The 13,071-nt window shown below is 68.4% G+C and carries 14 protein-coding genes; 8 read left to right on the top strand and 6 right to left on the bottom strand.

Annotated features, from left to right (window positions below; all coding sequences use genetic code 11):
* Positions 1-72 precede the first annotated feature (72 nt).
* A complete protein-coding gene (gene rdgC / locus LMJ29_RS17615; protein WP_229606831.1) occupies positions 73-993 on the top strand; it encodes a recombination-associated protein RdgC in 921 nt (306 codons plus the stop codon).
* 251 nt (positions 994-1,244) lie between these two features.
* Here the strand turns inward: rdgC and rluB are convergent, their stop codons facing one another.
* From rluB to LMJ29_RS17590, 5 genes are all read right to left on the bottom strand, one after another.
* Complete coding sequence (gene rluB, locus LMJ29_RS17610; protein WP_229606830.1) at positions 1,245-2,357, bottom strand: 23S rRNA pseudouridine(2605) synthase RluB; 1,113 nt, start codon at positions 2,355-2,357, stop codon at positions 1,245-1,247.
* 114 nt (positions 2,358-2,471) lie between these two features.
* Positions 2,472-3,254 (bottom strand): SMC-Scp complex subunit ScpB, encoded by a 783-nt coding sequence (gene scpB, locus LMJ29_RS17605; protein ID WP_229606829.1) that lies wholly within the window; start codon positions 3,252-3,254, stop codon positions 2,472-2,474.
* Positions 3,251-3,985: a segregation and condensation protein A gene (locus tag LMJ29_RS17600; RefSeq protein ID WP_229607223.1), complete on the bottom strand. Its 735-nt coding sequence runs from the start codon at positions 3,983-3,985 to the stop codon at positions 3,251-3,253. The genes scpB and LMJ29_RS17600 overlap by 4 nt, the downstream gene beginning before the upstream one ends.
* 145 nt (positions 3,986-4,130) lie before the next feature.
* Positions 4,131-4,760 carry an L-threonylcarbamoyladenylate synthase gene (locus LMJ29_RS17595; protein WP_229606828.1) on the bottom strand — a complete coding sequence of 210 codons (630 nt, stop codon included), beginning with the start codon at positions 4,758-4,760 and terminating at the stop codon, positions 4,131-4,133.
* 9 nt (positions 4,761-4,769) lie between these two features.
* Positions 4,770-5,630: a PHP domain-containing protein gene (locus LMJ29_RS17590; protein ID WP_229606827.1), complete on the bottom strand. Its 861-nt coding sequence runs from the start codon at positions 5,628-5,630 to the stop codon at positions 4,770-4,772.
* Between the two features lie 67 nt (positions 5,631-5,697).
* On the opposite strand from LMJ29_RS17590, the gene LMJ29_RS17585 reads away from it, so the two are divergent.
* The 5 genes from LMJ29_RS17585 to LMJ29_RS17565 all read left to right on the top strand — a co-directional run bounded on the left by LMJ29_RS17585 (position 5,698) and on the right by LMJ29_RS17565 (position 9,228).
* Positions 5,698-6,294 carry a septation protein A gene (locus tag LMJ29_RS17585; RefSeq protein ID WP_229606826.1) on the top strand — a complete coding sequence of 199 codons (597 nt, stop codon included), beginning with the start codon at positions 5,698-5,700 and terminating at the stop codon, positions 6,292-6,294.
* Position 6,295: 1 nt separating this feature from the next.
* Positions 6,296-6,595 (top strand): YciI family protein, encoded by a 300-nt coding sequence (locus LMJ29_RS17580; protein ID WP_229606825.1) that lies wholly within the window; start codon positions 6,296-6,298, stop codon positions 6,593-6,595.
* A 25-nt stretch (positions 6,596-6,620) separates the two neighbouring features.
* Positions 6,621-7,313 (top strand): response regulator transcription factor, encoded by a 693-nt coding sequence (locus LMJ29_RS17575; protein ID WP_229606824.1) that lies wholly within the window; start codon positions 6,621-6,623, stop codon positions 7,311-7,313.
* A gap of 102 nt (positions 7,314-7,415) precedes the next feature.
* On the top strand, positions 7,416-7,838 hold the full coding sequence (locus tag LMJ29_RS17570) for a Spy/CpxP family protein refolding chaperone (RefSeq protein WP_229606823.1): 423 nt from the start codon (positions 7,416-7,418) through the stop codon (positions 7,836-7,838).
* Positions 7,839-7,899: 61 nt separating this feature from the next.
* Entirely contained in the window at positions 7,900-9,228 is a 1,329-nt protein-coding gene (locus tag LMJ29_RS17565; RefSeq protein WP_229606822.1) for a sensor histidine kinase, read from the top strand.
* Here the strand turns inward: LMJ29_RS17565 and LMJ29_RS17560 are convergent.
* A complete protein-coding gene (locus tag LMJ29_RS17560) occupies positions 9,205-9,783 on the bottom strand; it encodes a nitroreductase family protein (RefSeq protein ID WP_229606821.1) in 579 nt (192 codons plus the stop codon). The two genes, LMJ29_RS17565 and LMJ29_RS17560, sit on opposite strands and share 24 nt — an antisense overlap.
* 263 nt (positions 9,784-10,046) lie before the next feature.
* On the opposite strand from LMJ29_RS17560, the gene LMJ29_RS17555 reads away from it, so the two are divergent.
* A complete protein-coding gene (locus tag LMJ29_RS17555) occupies positions 10,047-11,504 on the top strand; it encodes a TrkH family potassium uptake protein (RefSeq protein WP_229606820.1) in 1,458 nt (485 codons plus the stop codon).
* 156 nt (positions 11,505-11,660) lie between these two features.
* Entirely contained in the window at positions 11,661-13,052 is a 1,392-nt protein-coding gene (locus LMJ29_RS17550; protein WP_229606819.1) for an adenylate/guanylate cyclase domain-containing protein, read from the top strand.
* Positions 13,053-13,071: the final 19 nt, after the last annotated feature.

The following is a 13,071-nucleotide window of genomic DNA, read 5'->3' as shown; positions in this document are numbered from 1 at the left end:
GCAAACGTGGGTGGTCGACGAAGACGCCAGCAGGAATAATGCCCTCCTTTGCTCGAGGAGACCTTCGTCGCCATGTGGTTCCGTAACCTGCTTGTCTATCGCCTCACCCAGGACCTGCAACTGGATGCCGAGAAGCTCGAGGCCGCGCTGGCCGGCAAGCCGGCGCGTGCCTGCGCCAGCCAGGAACTGGCCACCTACGGCTTCGTCGCCCCGCTGGGCAAGGGTGACGATGCGCCGCTGGTGCATGCCAGCCAGGATTTCTTCCTGGTCGCCGCCCGCAAGGAGGAGCGCATCCTGCCCGGCAGCGTGGTGCGTGATGCGCTGCAGGAGAAGATCGACGAGATCGAAACCCAGCAGATGCGCAAGGTCTACAAGAAGGAGCGCGACCAGCTCAAGGACGAGATCGTGCAGACCCTGCTGCCGCGTGCCTTCATCCGCCGCTCGAAGACCTTCGCGGCCATCGCCCCGCAGCAGGGGCTGATCCTGGTCGACGCGGCCAGCCCGAAGAAGGCCGAGGACCTGCTGTCCACCCTGCGCGAGGTCCTCGGCTCGCTGCCCGTGCGTCCGCTGTCGGTGAAGATCGCCCCCACTGCCACTTTCACCACCTGGATGAAGGACCAGCACGCCAGCAACGGCCTGGTGCTGCTCGACGAGTGCGAGCTGCGCGACACCCACGAGGACGGCGGCATCGTGCGCTGCAAGCGCCAAGACCTGGGCAGCGACGAAGTGCAGAACCACCTGGCCGCCGGCAAGCTGGTGACCAAGCTGAGCCTGGCCTGGTCGGACAAGCTGTCGCTGCTGATCGACGACAAGCTCGCCCTCAAGCGCCTGCGTTTCGAGGATCTGCTGCAGGAGCAGGCCGAGCAGGATGGCGGCGACGACGCCCTGGCCCAGCAGGACGCCAGCTTCACCCTGATGATGCTGACCTTCACCGAGTTCCTGCCCCAGCTGATCGAGGCGCTCGGCGGCGAGGAAATTCCGCAGGGCATCTGAACCGTGCCAGCCCGCAAGCGGAGCCGCTTGCAGCATGGCGCTGCACAGCCAGGATGGACAGCTCGCGCGGGTGACCTCCTCGCCCGCCGAGTGATAATGCGAGGGCCCGTCCCGGACTATCCGCGGAGGCGCTCCTGTCCTGGTTCATCCTGCGGCTCGCCAGCGGCCTGATCGGCCGCAACGGGCTGGCCACCGAACCCGCGATACAAAAAAGGCGACCCGAGGGTCGCCTTTTTCTTTACCGCCGCTGCTTACTTGCCGCGTCGGAAGCCCGGACGCTGACCCTCGCCAGCCGGTTGCGGACGGCGCTTGGTCGGCTGCGCGGCCGGCTTGCGCGACGGACGCTCGCTCAGGTTCGGCGTGGCACGCTCGTCGCGCGGCTTGGCCGGGCGCTTGCCGCGCACGTCGCCGGGACGCTCGGCGATCACCGAGCCCTGGTCGCGGCCACGGCCTTCGCCACGCCCCGAACGCCCCTCGCCACGCTCGTCGCGCGACGAACGGCTGCGCTCGCCGGGAACCGGCTTGGCCGACTTGCGCTGCAGGCGGTCGAGCTTCTCGCGGGTCTTGCCCTTCATGCCGGGCAACGCCATCGGCTTGAGGCCGACCTCACCGGCGAGGATGTCGACCTCGCCCTGCTCCATTTCCCGCCAGCGGCCCACCGACAGGTCGGCGGTGAGGAAGACCGGGCCGAAGCGCACGCGCTTCAGGCGGCTGACCACCAGACCCTGCGACTCCCACAGGCGACGCACTTCGCGGTTGCGGCCCTCCATCACCACGCAATGGAACCAGCGATTGAAGCCGTCGCCCTGCGGTGCCTCCTTGATGTCGGTGAAGCGCGCCGGACCGTCCTCGAGCATCACGCCGTTCTTCAGGTTCTCGAGCATCTCTTCGGTGACCTCGCCGCGCACACGCACCGCGTACTCGCGGTCCATCTCGTAGGACGGGTGCATCAGGCGATTGGCCAGCTCGCCATCGGTGGTGAACAGCAGCAGGCCGGTGGTGTTGATGTCGAGGCGGCCGATATTGATCCAGCGTCCGCTCTTGGGTCGCGGCAGACGGTCGAACACGGTCGGCCGGCCTTCCGGGTCGGAGCGGGTGCACACCTCGCCCTCGGGCTTGTTGTAGATCAGCACGCGACGCACCACCTCGTCTTCCTCGCGGCGCAGCAGGCGGCCGTCGAGGGCGATGGCGTCAGTGGCGCCGATGCGCTGGCCGAGGGTGGCCTGCACGCCATTGACCTTGACGCGACCCTGGGTGATCCAGTCCTCGACGTCGCGGCGCGAACCGACGCCCATGCGCGCCAGGACTTTCTGCAGTTTCTCACCGACAGGGCGGTGTTCTTCGTGGATATCGACTTCGGTCATGCTGGGCACCTCCCGGTGGAACCGGACGCTGTGAAGTTAAGGTTGAATCGAGGGGCGCGCATCATACGCCTATGCCCGCTCGTGCGCACCGGGCAGGCGACCGCCCGGAGGTCGTCACTGCGGCCGCTCGGCACCCTCGTCGGCGCCGACCGCCTCGCCGTCCAGGCCGAGCGCCAGCGGCAGATCGTCGAAATCGCTCTTCAACCCCTGCTCCATGGCGTCCAGTTCGGCCAGCAGGGTGCGGAAGTTGGTCTCGCTGCGCGGCTCCTCCGCCTCCTCGTCCTCGCCAAGGGCCAGGTCGGCGCGTGCCTGCAGGTCTGCCGGCACCTCGGGATCGAGGTCCTCGGCCGGCAGCTGCGGCTCCAGCTCGCGCAGCGCAGCCAGCGGCGGCAGCTCGTCGAGGTTCCTGAGGTTGAAGTGGTCGAGGAAGGCGCGGGTGGTGGCGAACATCGCCGGCCTTCCCGGTACCTCGCGATAGCCGACCACGCGGATCCACTCGCGCTCCTGCAGGGTCTTGATGATATTGCTGTTGACCGCCACGCCGCGCACCTCCTCGATTTCGCCGCGGGTGATCGGCTGACGATAGGCGATCAGCGCCAGCGTCTCCAGCAGGGCGCGCGAATAGCGCTGCGGGCGCTCCTCCCACAACCGGCTCACCCAGGGCGAGAAGTGCCCGCGCACCTGCAGGCGGTAGCCGGAAGCCACCTCGCTCAACTCGAAACCGCGTCCCAGGCAGGAACCGGCGAGCACCGACAGCGCCTCGCGCAGCAGTTTCACCGAGGGCCTTTCGGGTTCGTCGAACAGCTCCGCCAGGCGCTCGAGCGGCAGCGGCTTGCCAGCCGCCAGCAGGATGGCTTCGAGCACCGTCGCCAGCTGGCGCGGATCGGCAAGATTCATGGGATTTCCTCTACGAGCGGACTTTCGTCCGGCGCCGCGCCGCGCAGGCGCACATGGATGGGCGTGAAGGCCTCGTTCTGCACCAGTTCGATCAGCCGCTCCTTGACCAGTTCGAGGATGGCCATGAAGGTCACCACCACGCCGAGCTTGCCCTCCTCGGCGGCGAACAGCAGGACGAAGGGCACGAAGGCGCCGCCCTGCAGGCGCTCCAGCACGTCGCTCATGCGCTCGCGGGTGGACAGCAGCTCGCGGGTCACCTGGTGGCTCTCGAACAGCTCGGCGCGGCGCAGCACTTCGGCCATCGCCAGCAGCACCTCGTCGAGGCTCACCTCCGGCAGCAGGGTGCGCGCGCGCGCCTCCGGCGCCGGTGCCCGCGCCAGCTGCAGGTCGCGACCGACCCGCGGCAGGGCGTCCAGCTCCTCGGCGGCCTGCTTGAAGCGCTCGTACTCCTGCAGGCGGCGGATCAGCTCGGCGCGCGGGTCCTCCTCGTCCTCCTCGGCCTCGCTGGAGCGCGGCAACAGCATGCGCGACTTGATCTCGGCGAGCATCGCCGCCATCACCAGGTACTCGGCAGCCAGCTCCAGGCGCACCGCCTTCATCAGCTCGACGTAGCCCATGTACTGGCGGGTGATCTCCGCCACCGGGATGTCGAGGATGTCGATGTTCTGCTTGCGGATCAGGTAGAGCAGCAGGTCCAGGGGGCCCTCGAAGGCCTCGAGGAACACCTCCAGGGCATCCGGCGGGATGTACAGGTCCTGCGGCAGCTCTGTGAAGGCCGTGCCGTAGACCAGCGCCAGCGGCAACTGCTCGGGCGCCGTGGCCGCGCCGTCCGCGGGCCGCTGCTGCTCCACTTCGCTCACCGCGCGCCCTCGCCCATCAGGCCGGCACCAGGAAGGGTTCCGGATCGCCGCAGCCGACGCGCAGCACCTCCGGCTCGCCGCCGACCAGGCTGATCACCGTCGAGGCCTCCAGGCTGCCGTAGCCGCCGTCGATGATCAGGTCGACCTGCTTCTCCAGGCGGTCGCGGATCTCATAGGGATCGCTCATCGGGTGCTCGTCGCCGGGCAGGATCAGGCTGACGCTCATCAGCGGCTCGTTCAGCTCGGCGAGCAGGGCCTGGGCGATCGGATTGCTGGGTACGCGCAGGCCGATGGTGCGCCGCTTGGGGTGCAGCAGCATGCGCGGCACCTCGCGGGTGGCATCGAGGATGAAGGTGTAGGGGCCCGGGGTGTGCGCCTTGAGCAGGCGGAAGGCGCTGGTGTCCACCTTGGCGTATTCGCCGAGTTGCGACAGGTTGCAACAGACCAGGGTGAAGTTGTGCTTGTCGTCGAGGCGACGCAGCTGGCGGATACGCTCGACCGCCGCCTTGTTGCCGAGCTGGCAGCCGAGGGCGTAGGCCGAATCGGTCGGGTAGACCGCCACGCCGCCGTCGCGAATGATGTCCACGGCCTGCTTGACCAGGCGCAGCTGCGGATTCTCCGCGTGGATCTGAAAGAATTGACTCATGGCTGTTCCTTACGCACGCGGATGTTCCATCTTGGTCAGCCGGCGCCACAGCACCGGCAAATCCTCGGGCGGTGCCCGGTAGCTGCCGAGTTCGGACCACTGCCGCGGGCCATGGAAGTCGCTGCCGGCACTGGCCAGCAGGCCGAACTCGCGCACAGTGTTGGCCAGCATGCCGACCTGGCTGTCGGCCTGCGCACCGTTGGAGACTTCCAGCGCGTGTCCGCCGCCCTCGACGAAGGCCATCACCAGTTTGCGCCGCTTGGTTCGAGTAAAGTCGTAATGGCAGGGATGGGCCAGGCTGATCCACGCGCCGGCCTCGCGCAGGGTATCCAGGGTGCTGCCCAGCTCCGGCCAGTGCTGCTTGACGTCGCCCAGCTTGCCGGCGCCCAGCCAGCGCTGAAAGGCCTGCGAGTGATCCTTGACGTAGCCGGCGCGGGTCATGAACTCGGCGAAGTGCGGACGCGACGGCGCGTTGCCGCTTTCGCCGCGCTCCTGCTGCACCTCGCGGGCGCCCGCGAAGCAGTCGGGCATGCCCTTGGCAGCCAGGCGTCGACCGATCTCCTCGGCGCGTGCCCAGCGGCCCTGGTGCAGGGAGTCGACGGCCTGCACCAGGGCCGGCGCCTCGGGTGCGAAGGCGTAGCCCAGCACGTGGATGGTCGCTCCCGCCCAGGTACAGGACAGCTCGACGCCGGTGATCAGCTCGATGCCCACGCGCGCGGCGGCGACCTGCGCCTCGGCCAGACCGTCGAGGGTATCGTGGTCGGTGATGGCGAGCACGCCCACGCCCCGCTCGTGCGCCCGCTCCACCACGCCGGTGGGCGTCAGCAGGCCGTCGGAGGCGGTGGTATGGCAGTGCAGATCGGCGTACATGGGCGATGCTTTTCCCTTATGGGTGGTCTGTTATTATGCGCGCTCCCCCGGTCCCCTGGCGCGCGCAGTGAAACAATTCGTCGATTTCATCCCGCTGATCCTGTTCTTCACCGTCTACAAGATGACACCGCGCACCGTCGAACTGGCCGGGCACAGCCTCACGGTGGGCGGCGTGTTCAGCGCCACCGCCGTGCTGATCGGCGCCTCGGTACTGGTCTACGGGCTGATCTTCGCCACCCAGCGCCGACTGGAGAAGGGCCAGTGGCTCACCCTGCTGGCCTGCGTGCTGTTCGGCGGCCTGACCCTCGCCTTCCACAGCGAGACCTTCCTCAAGTGGAAGGCCCCGGTGGTCAACTGGCTGTTCGCCGCAGGCTTCGTCGCCAGCCACTTCATCGGCGACCGGCCGCTGATCCAGCGCCTGATGGGCCATGCCATCCAGCTGCCGGCGCCGTTGTGGGCCCGACTCAATCTGGCCTGGGCGGCCTTCTTCCTGTTCTGCGGGCTGGCCAACCTGTACGTGGCCTTCACCTTCCACGAGTTCTGGGTCGACTTCAAAGTATTCGGCAGCCTCGGCCTGACCCTGTTGTTCATGCTCGGCCAGGGCGTGTTCCTCGCCCGCCACCTGCAGACTGCCCCCGCCGATCAACCTGCCAGCAAGGACTGACATGCTCTACGCCATCATCGCCAGCGACGCCCCCAACACCCTCGACGCCCGCCTGGCCCACCGCCCGGCCCACCTCGAGCGCATCATCGCCCTCAAGGACGCCGGTCGCCTGGTGCTCGCCGGCCCGCACCCGGCCATCGACAGCAACGACCCGGGCCCGGCCGGCTTCACCGGCAGCCTGATCGTCGCCGAGTTCGACTCGCTGGAAGCCGCCCGTGCCTGGGCCGACGCCGACCCCTTCTGCGCCGCCGGCGTGTACGCCGAGGTGGTGGTCAAGCCGTTCCGCCAGACCCTGCCCTGATCCCGCGCGCCGCATCGAGAACGCGATGAGTGACCTGCTGCTGATCGACGACGACCACGAGCTCACCGAGCTGCTGGCCGCCTGGCTCGGCCACGAGGGCTTCGTTGTGCGCGCCTGCCACGACGGGGGCAGCGCGCGCGCCGCGCTGGCCGGGCGCACGCCGGACGCCGTGGTGCTCGACGTGATGCTGCCCGACGGCAGCGGTCTGGAGCTGCTCAAGCAGCTGCGCAGCGAGCACCCGGAGCTGCCGGTGCTGATGCTCTCGGCGCGCGGTGAGCCGCTCGACCGCATCCTCGGCCTGGAGCTGGGCGCCGACGACTACCTGGCCAAGCCCTGCGACCCGCGCGAGCTGACCGCCCGTCTGCGCGCCGTGCTGCGCCGGGTGCAGCCGGGGGGCGGCAGCCCGGCCAGCGCCAATACCCGCCTGGAGCTGGGCGACCTGAGCTACAGCCCGAGCCGTGGCGTCGCCATGCTCGGCGAACAGGAAATCCCCCTCACCGTTTCGGAAAGCCACATCCTCGAAGCCCTGCTCAAGCAGCCCGGCGAGCCGCTGGACAAGCAGGCCCTCGCCCAGCTCGCCCTCGGCCGCAAGCTGACCCTGTACGACCGCAGCCTGGACATGCACGTCAGCAACCTGCGCAAGAAGCTCGGCGCGCATGCCGACGGCCGCCCGCGCATCCTCGCCAGCCGCGGGCGCGGCTACTACTACGCCCCCTGAGGCTCTTTACCCCACCTTTACCTTCCACTGACCGCGGTTGACCTTGCGTTCCCTAGACTGAACTCATCCGGCGACCACGCCGCCATCGAGAAGGAAACACCCATGCGCAAGACTCTTACCGCCCTGCTCCTCGCCGCCAGCCTGCCGACCCTGGCCTTCGCCGCCGGCGACGGCTTCGAGCCGCGCCCGATGCATGGCGACGGCCACCGCGGCGGCCACATGATGCAGGAGCTGAACCTCACCCCCGAGCAGCATCGCGTGATGCGCGAGCAGATGCGCACGCAGGTCAAGAACCAGCACGAGATCACCCAGCGCTACCTCGACAAGCTGCCGGCCGCCGAGAAGGCCGCCATGCAGAAGGAACTGCAGGACAACCGCGACAAGACCAACAAGGCCATTCGCGACAAGCTGACCCCCGAGCAGCAGAAGCAGTTCGACGAGATGCTCAAGAAGATCGAGGAGCGCCGCGCCGAACGCGCCGAGTTCGAAGCCTGGAAGGCCGAGCGCGACAAGAAGGCCGAGTAAGCCAACCGGCGGGGCGTGACCGACGCCCCGCCCTTCCCTCCCCCTCAGTCACGGACGCCGCATGCGCACCCTGTTCTGGCGCATCTTCGCCACTTTCTGGCTGGCCATCGCTGCGGTGGCCGGCCTTTCGCTGCTGCTTGGCCACGCCCTCAACCAGGATGCCTGGATCCTCGCCCGCCACCCCGGCATCCGCGACGTGGCGGCGAAATGGACCGAACGCTACGAGACCCTGGGGCCGCAGGCCGCGCAGGCGTTCCTCGAACGCCGCAAGCACCGCCGACATATCGACGTGCAGGTGCTCGACGAAACCGGCGAGCCGCTGGTACGCGGCACCTTCCCGCCGCGCGCCGCCGCCTTCGAGGCGCGCCGGGACGAGCGGCGCTTGCCCTGGCGGCGCCTCAGCCAGGAGTACACCAGCGCGCAGAGCGGCCAGACCTACCTGTTCATCTATCGCATCCCCCACGGCGAACTGGCCGGCTGGCACCGCGACAGCCTGCTGTGGCCGGCCAGCGCCCTGGTCATCGCCCTGGTGGTGCTGACCCTGTTCAGCATCCTGCTCACCCTGTCCATCACCCGCCCGCTCAACCGCCTGCGCAGCGCCGTGCACGACCTCGGCCAGACCGCCTATCAGCAGAACAGCCTGGCCCGCCTGGGCACACGGCGCGACGAGCTGGGCACCCTGGCGCGCGACTTCAACCGCATGGGCTCTCGCCTGCAGGACCTGATCGGCAGCCAGCGCCAGCTGCTGCGCGACGTTTCCCACGAGCTGCGCTCGCCGCTGGCGCGCCTGCGCGTGGCCCTGGCGCTGGCCGAACGCGCCGGCGAGGAGGAGCGTGCGCGGCTGTGGCCGCGGCTGGTGCAGGAGTGCGACCGCCTGGAAGCGTTGATCAGCGAGATCCTGGTATTGGCGCGGGTGGATGCCGAGAGCAGCCAGCGCCAGGCCATCGACCTGCCGGCCCTGCTCGCCAAGGTTCGCGAGGATGTCCGCCTGCTGGCCCCCGAGCAGGAAATCCGCGTCACCCTGGAGCCCGGCGTTGAGCTGTCCGGCTGGCCCGAGCTGCTCGAGCGCGCCCTGGACAACCTGCTGCGCAACGCGCTGCGCTTCAATCCGCCCGGACAGCCGCTGGAGATCGACGCCCGCCGCGCCGGCGAACGCCTGCTGCTGGAAGTGCGCGACCACGGCCCCGGGGTGGCCGCCGAACACCTGGCACAGCTCGGCGAACCATTCTTCCGCGCCCCCGGCCAGGCCAGCCCCGGTCACGGCCTGGGCCTGGCCATCGCGCGGCGCGCCGCCCAGCGCCATGGCGGCCAGCTGCTGCTGGCCAACCACCCGGAGGGTGGCTTCGTCGCCCGTCTGGAGCTGCCGTTAGCCGGCGACGGCGAGATCTGACGTCCAGCCGCTGACGAACTCGGCCGGATCGAGCGGCTGCGGCTTGCGCAGCTCGCCCTGCGGGGTACCCAGATAAAGGAAGCCGACCACCCGTTCGTTGGCGGCCAGACCCAGGCCGGCCAGTACGGTGGCATCGTAGGCCAGGTCACCGGTGCGCCACATGGCGCCGATGCCCTGGGCATGGGCGGCCAGCAGCAGGCCATGGGCGGCGCAGCCGGCGGCCAGCAGCTGCTCGGCCTCCGGCACCTTGGGATGGGGCTTGATGCAGGCGACCACCACCACCAGCAACGGTGCGCGCAGGGGCATGGCGCGCGCCTTGTCCAGCACCGCCGCCGGTGCCTGCGGATCGCGCTCCAGTTGGGCGCGCACGAACAGCTCGCCGAGCGCCTCGCGCGCCGCGCCTTCCACGGTGAGGAAACGCCACGGCCGCAACTGGGCGTGGTCGGGGGCACGCAGGGCGGCGCGGAACAGCAGCTCGCGCTGCTCCGCCGTCGGCGCCGGCGCGTCCACGCGGGCCACGGAGACGCGGTTGATCAGGGCATCGAGAGCTTCCATGGGGGTGTTTTCCTGTCGGCTGGCAAAGCCGGCATTCTAACAGCGTGCTCGGGTGGCGCGATCGGGACCGGGCCCGCTCAACGCAGGGGGCAGCGACGGCAGGCCATGCCCAGCGCGGGCGATTGCGGTGGGCGCCGGCAGGAGGGGGCGATCCTCCTCGGTGCCCCCCGGAGGAGCCGTACGGACGAATTTTCCCTGTCGTTTACAGCCCTTGCACGCCCCCTGCAGAATGCCGCTCTTCGAAGCCGCGAGCCCGCCCCGCCATGGCCCTGCCGACCCTGCGCATGATCGCGTTCATCCTGGGTATCTTCCTGATCACCCTGGCCGTCAGCATGGTCATCCCCATCCTGACCCAGCTGACCATGAAGGGCGCCGACGAGCGTCTCTCCGACTTCCTCTGGCCGGCCCTGATCACCCTCGGCTGCGGCCTGGCCATGGTCCTGCCCGGCCAGCCGAAGCACGTCCAGCTGCGCCCGCGCGACATGTACATGCTGACCACCTCGAGCTGGGTGGTGGTGTGCGGCTTCGCCGCCCTGCCGATGGTGTTCATCCAGCACATCAGTTACACCGATGCCTTCTTCGAGACCATGTCGGGTATCACCACCACCGGTTCGACCGTGCTCACCGGCCTGGACACCGCCTCCCCGGCCCTGCTGATCTGGCGCTCGATGCTGCACTGGCTGGGCGGCATCGGCTTCATCGGCATGGCGGTGGCGATCCTGCCGCTGCTGCGCGTCGGCGGCATGCGCCTGTTCCAGACCGAGTCCTCCGACTGGTCGGAGAAGGTCATGCCGCGCTCGCACATGGTGGCCAAGTACATCCTGGCCATCTACGTGGCCTTCACCGTCCTGGGCTTCTTCGCCTTCTGGTGGGCCGGGATGACTCCCTTCGAGGCGATCAACCATTCGATGTCGATGATCTCCACCGGCGGCTTCTCCACCTCCGACTCCTCGCTGGCCAACTGGAAGCAACCGGCGGTGCACTGGGTGGCGGTGCTGTTCATGATCCTCGGCAGCCTGCCGTTCACTCTCTACGTGGCCTTCCTGCGCGGCCACCGCAAGGCGCTGTTTCGCGATCATCAGGTGCGCGGCTTCCTCGGTTTCCTGCTGGTCACCTGGCTGGTGTTCGGCACCTGGCTGTGGTTCAACTCCGACAACGGATGGCTGGATGCCTTCCGCATCGTCGCGGTCAACGTCACCTCGGTGGTCACCACCACCGGCGTGGCATTGGGCGACTACACCCTGTGGGGCGGCTTCTCGGTGCTGCTGTTCTTCTACCTGACCTTCATCGGCGGCTGCTCCGGCTCCACCGCCGGCGGTCTGAAGATCTTCCGCTTCCAGGTGGCCTACGTGATGCTCAAGGCCAACATGCAGCAGATGATCCACCCACGCGCGGTCATCAAGCAGCAGTACAACAACCATACGATCGACGACGACATCGTCCGCTCGCTGGTGACCTTCTCCTTCTTCTTCACCATCACCATTGGCGTGATCGCCCTGGGTCTGGCGCTGATCGGCCTGGACTGGATCACCGCGCTGACCGGCGCCGCCACCGCGGTATGCAACGTCGGCCCCGGCCTCGGCCCGATCATCGGTCCGGTCGGCAACTTCTCGACCCTGCCGGATAGCGCCAAGTGGCTGCTTTCGGTGGGCATGCTGTTCGGCCGTCTGGAGATCGTCACCATCCTGGTGTTGCTCACCCCGGCGTTCTGGCGCCACTGACCCCGCGACAGCATGTCGCAGCCACTGGCGGCCGCCTTTGCGCCCCATCGGCGGCTCGGATAAGATCGGCCTCCGCCACCCCGCCCGGTGGCCTGTACCAGCCACAGCGGCCGTGCCGACACGACGCGGGCACCAGCCAGGAAAACCTTCGGCCAGATGAAACTCTTCACCCGCGAGCGTCCGATCTCCCGACTGCCCGACCCCCGTCTGCGCGAATACCAGTCGCGCATCCTGGCCTACCTGGCCGCCGCCGGCAGCATCGCCGCCGGCACCTACAGCCAGCATTTCGGCTACGACATCCTCTGGATGGTGCCCTACGCGCTGCTCTATCCCCATCTGGCCCATCACCTGAGCCAGCGTTTCAAACTGAGCCACCCGCAGCACACCGACCAGGCCCTGCTGCTGCTCGATGCCCTGCAAGCCGGCGTCGGCATGACCCTGCTCGGCTACTCGCTGGTGCCGAGCCTGATGTTCGTCCTCACCCTGAGCTTCAGCGCCCTGATCCTCGGCGGCCTGCGCCTGCTCACCATCCTGCTGCTCGGCACCCTGTGCGGGGCGGTGCTCAGCTTCGCGGCGCTATCCCCGCCACCGAACCTTGCCACCCCGCCGCTGGCCGCCGCGGTGAGCATCGTGTTCACCCTGCTCTACCTGTGTATCGCCGCTTTCCTGGTGCACCAGCAGGGCCTGCGCCTGGCCCAGGCGCGCGAGGACATCAAGGCCGAGCAGGAAAAGGCCGCCAGCCTCGCCCGCAACCTGGCCAAGTACCTGTCCCCGCAGGTCTGGGAGTCGATCTTCAGCGGCAAGAAGAGCGTGCGCCTGGAGACCCAGCGCAAGAAGCTCACGGTGTTCTTCTCCGACATCAAGGGCTTCACCGAGCTGTCCGAGGAGCTGGAAGCCGAGGCGCTGACCGACCTGCTCAATACCTACCTGAACGAAATGTCGGAGATCGCCCTCAAGTACGGCGGCACCATCGACAAGTTCATCGGCGATGCGGTGATGATCTTCTTCGGCGACCCCACCACCCAGGGTGCCAAGAAGGACGCCGTGGCCGCGGTATCCATGGCCATCGCCATGCGCAAGCACATGAAGGTACTGCGCCAGCAGTGGCGCAGCCAGGGCATCACCCGGCCGCTGGAAATCCGCATGGGTATCAACACCGGCTACTGCACGGTGGGCAACTTCGGCGCCGATACGCGCATGGACTACACCATCATCGGCCGCGAGGTGAACCTCGCCAGCCGCCTGGAAAGCGCCTCCGACTCCGGCGAGATCCTCATCTCCCACGAGACCTACTCGCTGATCAAGGACGTGATCATGTGCCGCGACAAGGGCCAGATCACCGTCAAGGGCTTCTCCCGCCCGGTGCAGATCTACCAGGTGGTCGACTTCCGTCGCGATCTGGGCGCCAGCTCCAGCTACCTGGAGCACGAGCTGCCGGGCTTCTCCATGTACCTGGATACCAACGGCATCCAGAACTACGACAAGGAGCGGGTCATCCTCGCCCTGCAGCAGGCCGCCGAGAAGCTGCGCGACAAGGTCATCTACTGACCGCGGGCCGGCGCATACT

It is taken from the genome of Pseudomonas oryzagri (genome assembly GCF_020831405.1).
Taxonomy (GTDB): domain Bacteria; phylum Pseudomonadota; class Gammaproteobacteria; order Pseudomonadales; family Pseudomonadaceae; genus Geopseudomonas; species Geopseudomonas oryzagri.
Note: the sequence above shows the minus strand (reverse complement) of the source record. Positions and strands in the feature narration are given on the sequence as shown.

What these genes read in the sequence shown, in the direction of transcription:
- rdgC (WP_229606831.1), top strand. Translation starts at nt 73, where the DNA reads ATGTGGTTCCGTAACCTGCTTGTCTATCGCCTCACCCAGGACCTGCAA.
- rluB (WP_229606830.1), bottom strand. Translation starts at nt 2,357, where the DNA reads ATGACCGAAGTCGATATCCACGAAGAACACCGCCCTGTCGGTGAGAAA.
- scpB (WP_229606829.1), bottom strand. Translation starts at nt 3,254, where the DNA reads ATGAATCTTGCCGATCCGCGCCAGCTGGCGACGGTGCTCGAAGCCATC.
- LMJ29_RS17595 (WP_229606828.1), bottom strand. Translation starts at nt 4,760, where the DNA reads ATGAGTCAATTCTTTCAGATCCACGCGGAGAATCCGCAGCTGCGCCTG.
- LMJ29_RS17590 (WP_229606827.1), bottom strand. Translation starts at nt 5,630, where the DNA reads ATGTACGCCGATCTGCACTGCCATACCACCGCCTCCGACGGCCTGCTG.
- LMJ29_RS17580 (WP_229606825.1), top strand. Translation starts at nt 6,296, where the DNA reads ATGCTCTACGCCATCATCGCCAGCGACGCCCCCAACACCCTCGACGCC.
- LMJ29_RS17575 (WP_229606824.1), top strand. Translation starts at nt 6,621, where the DNA reads ATGAGTGACCTGCTGCTGATCGACGACGACCACGAGCTCACCGAGCTG.
- LMJ29_RS17570 (WP_229606823.1), top strand. Translation starts at nt 7,416, where the DNA reads ATGCGCAAGACTCTTACCGCCCTGCTCCTCGCCGCCAGCCTGCCGACC.
- LMJ29_RS17565 (WP_229606822.1), top strand. Translation starts at nt 7,900, where the DNA reads ATGCGCACCCTGTTCTGGCGCATCTTCGCCACTTTCTGGCTGGCCATC.
- LMJ29_RS17560 (WP_229606821.1), bottom strand. Translation starts at nt 9,783, where the DNA reads ATGGAAGCTCTCGATGCCCTGATCAACCGCGTCTCCGTGGCCCGCGTG.
- LMJ29_RS17555 (WP_229606820.1), top strand. Translation starts at nt 10,047, where the DNA reads ATGGCCCTGCCGACCCTGCGCATGATCGCGTTCATCCTGGGTATCTTC.
- LMJ29_RS17550 (WP_229606819.1), top strand. Translation starts at nt 11,661, where the DNA reads ATGAAACTCTTCACCCGCGAGCGTCCGATCTCCCGACTGCCCGACCCC.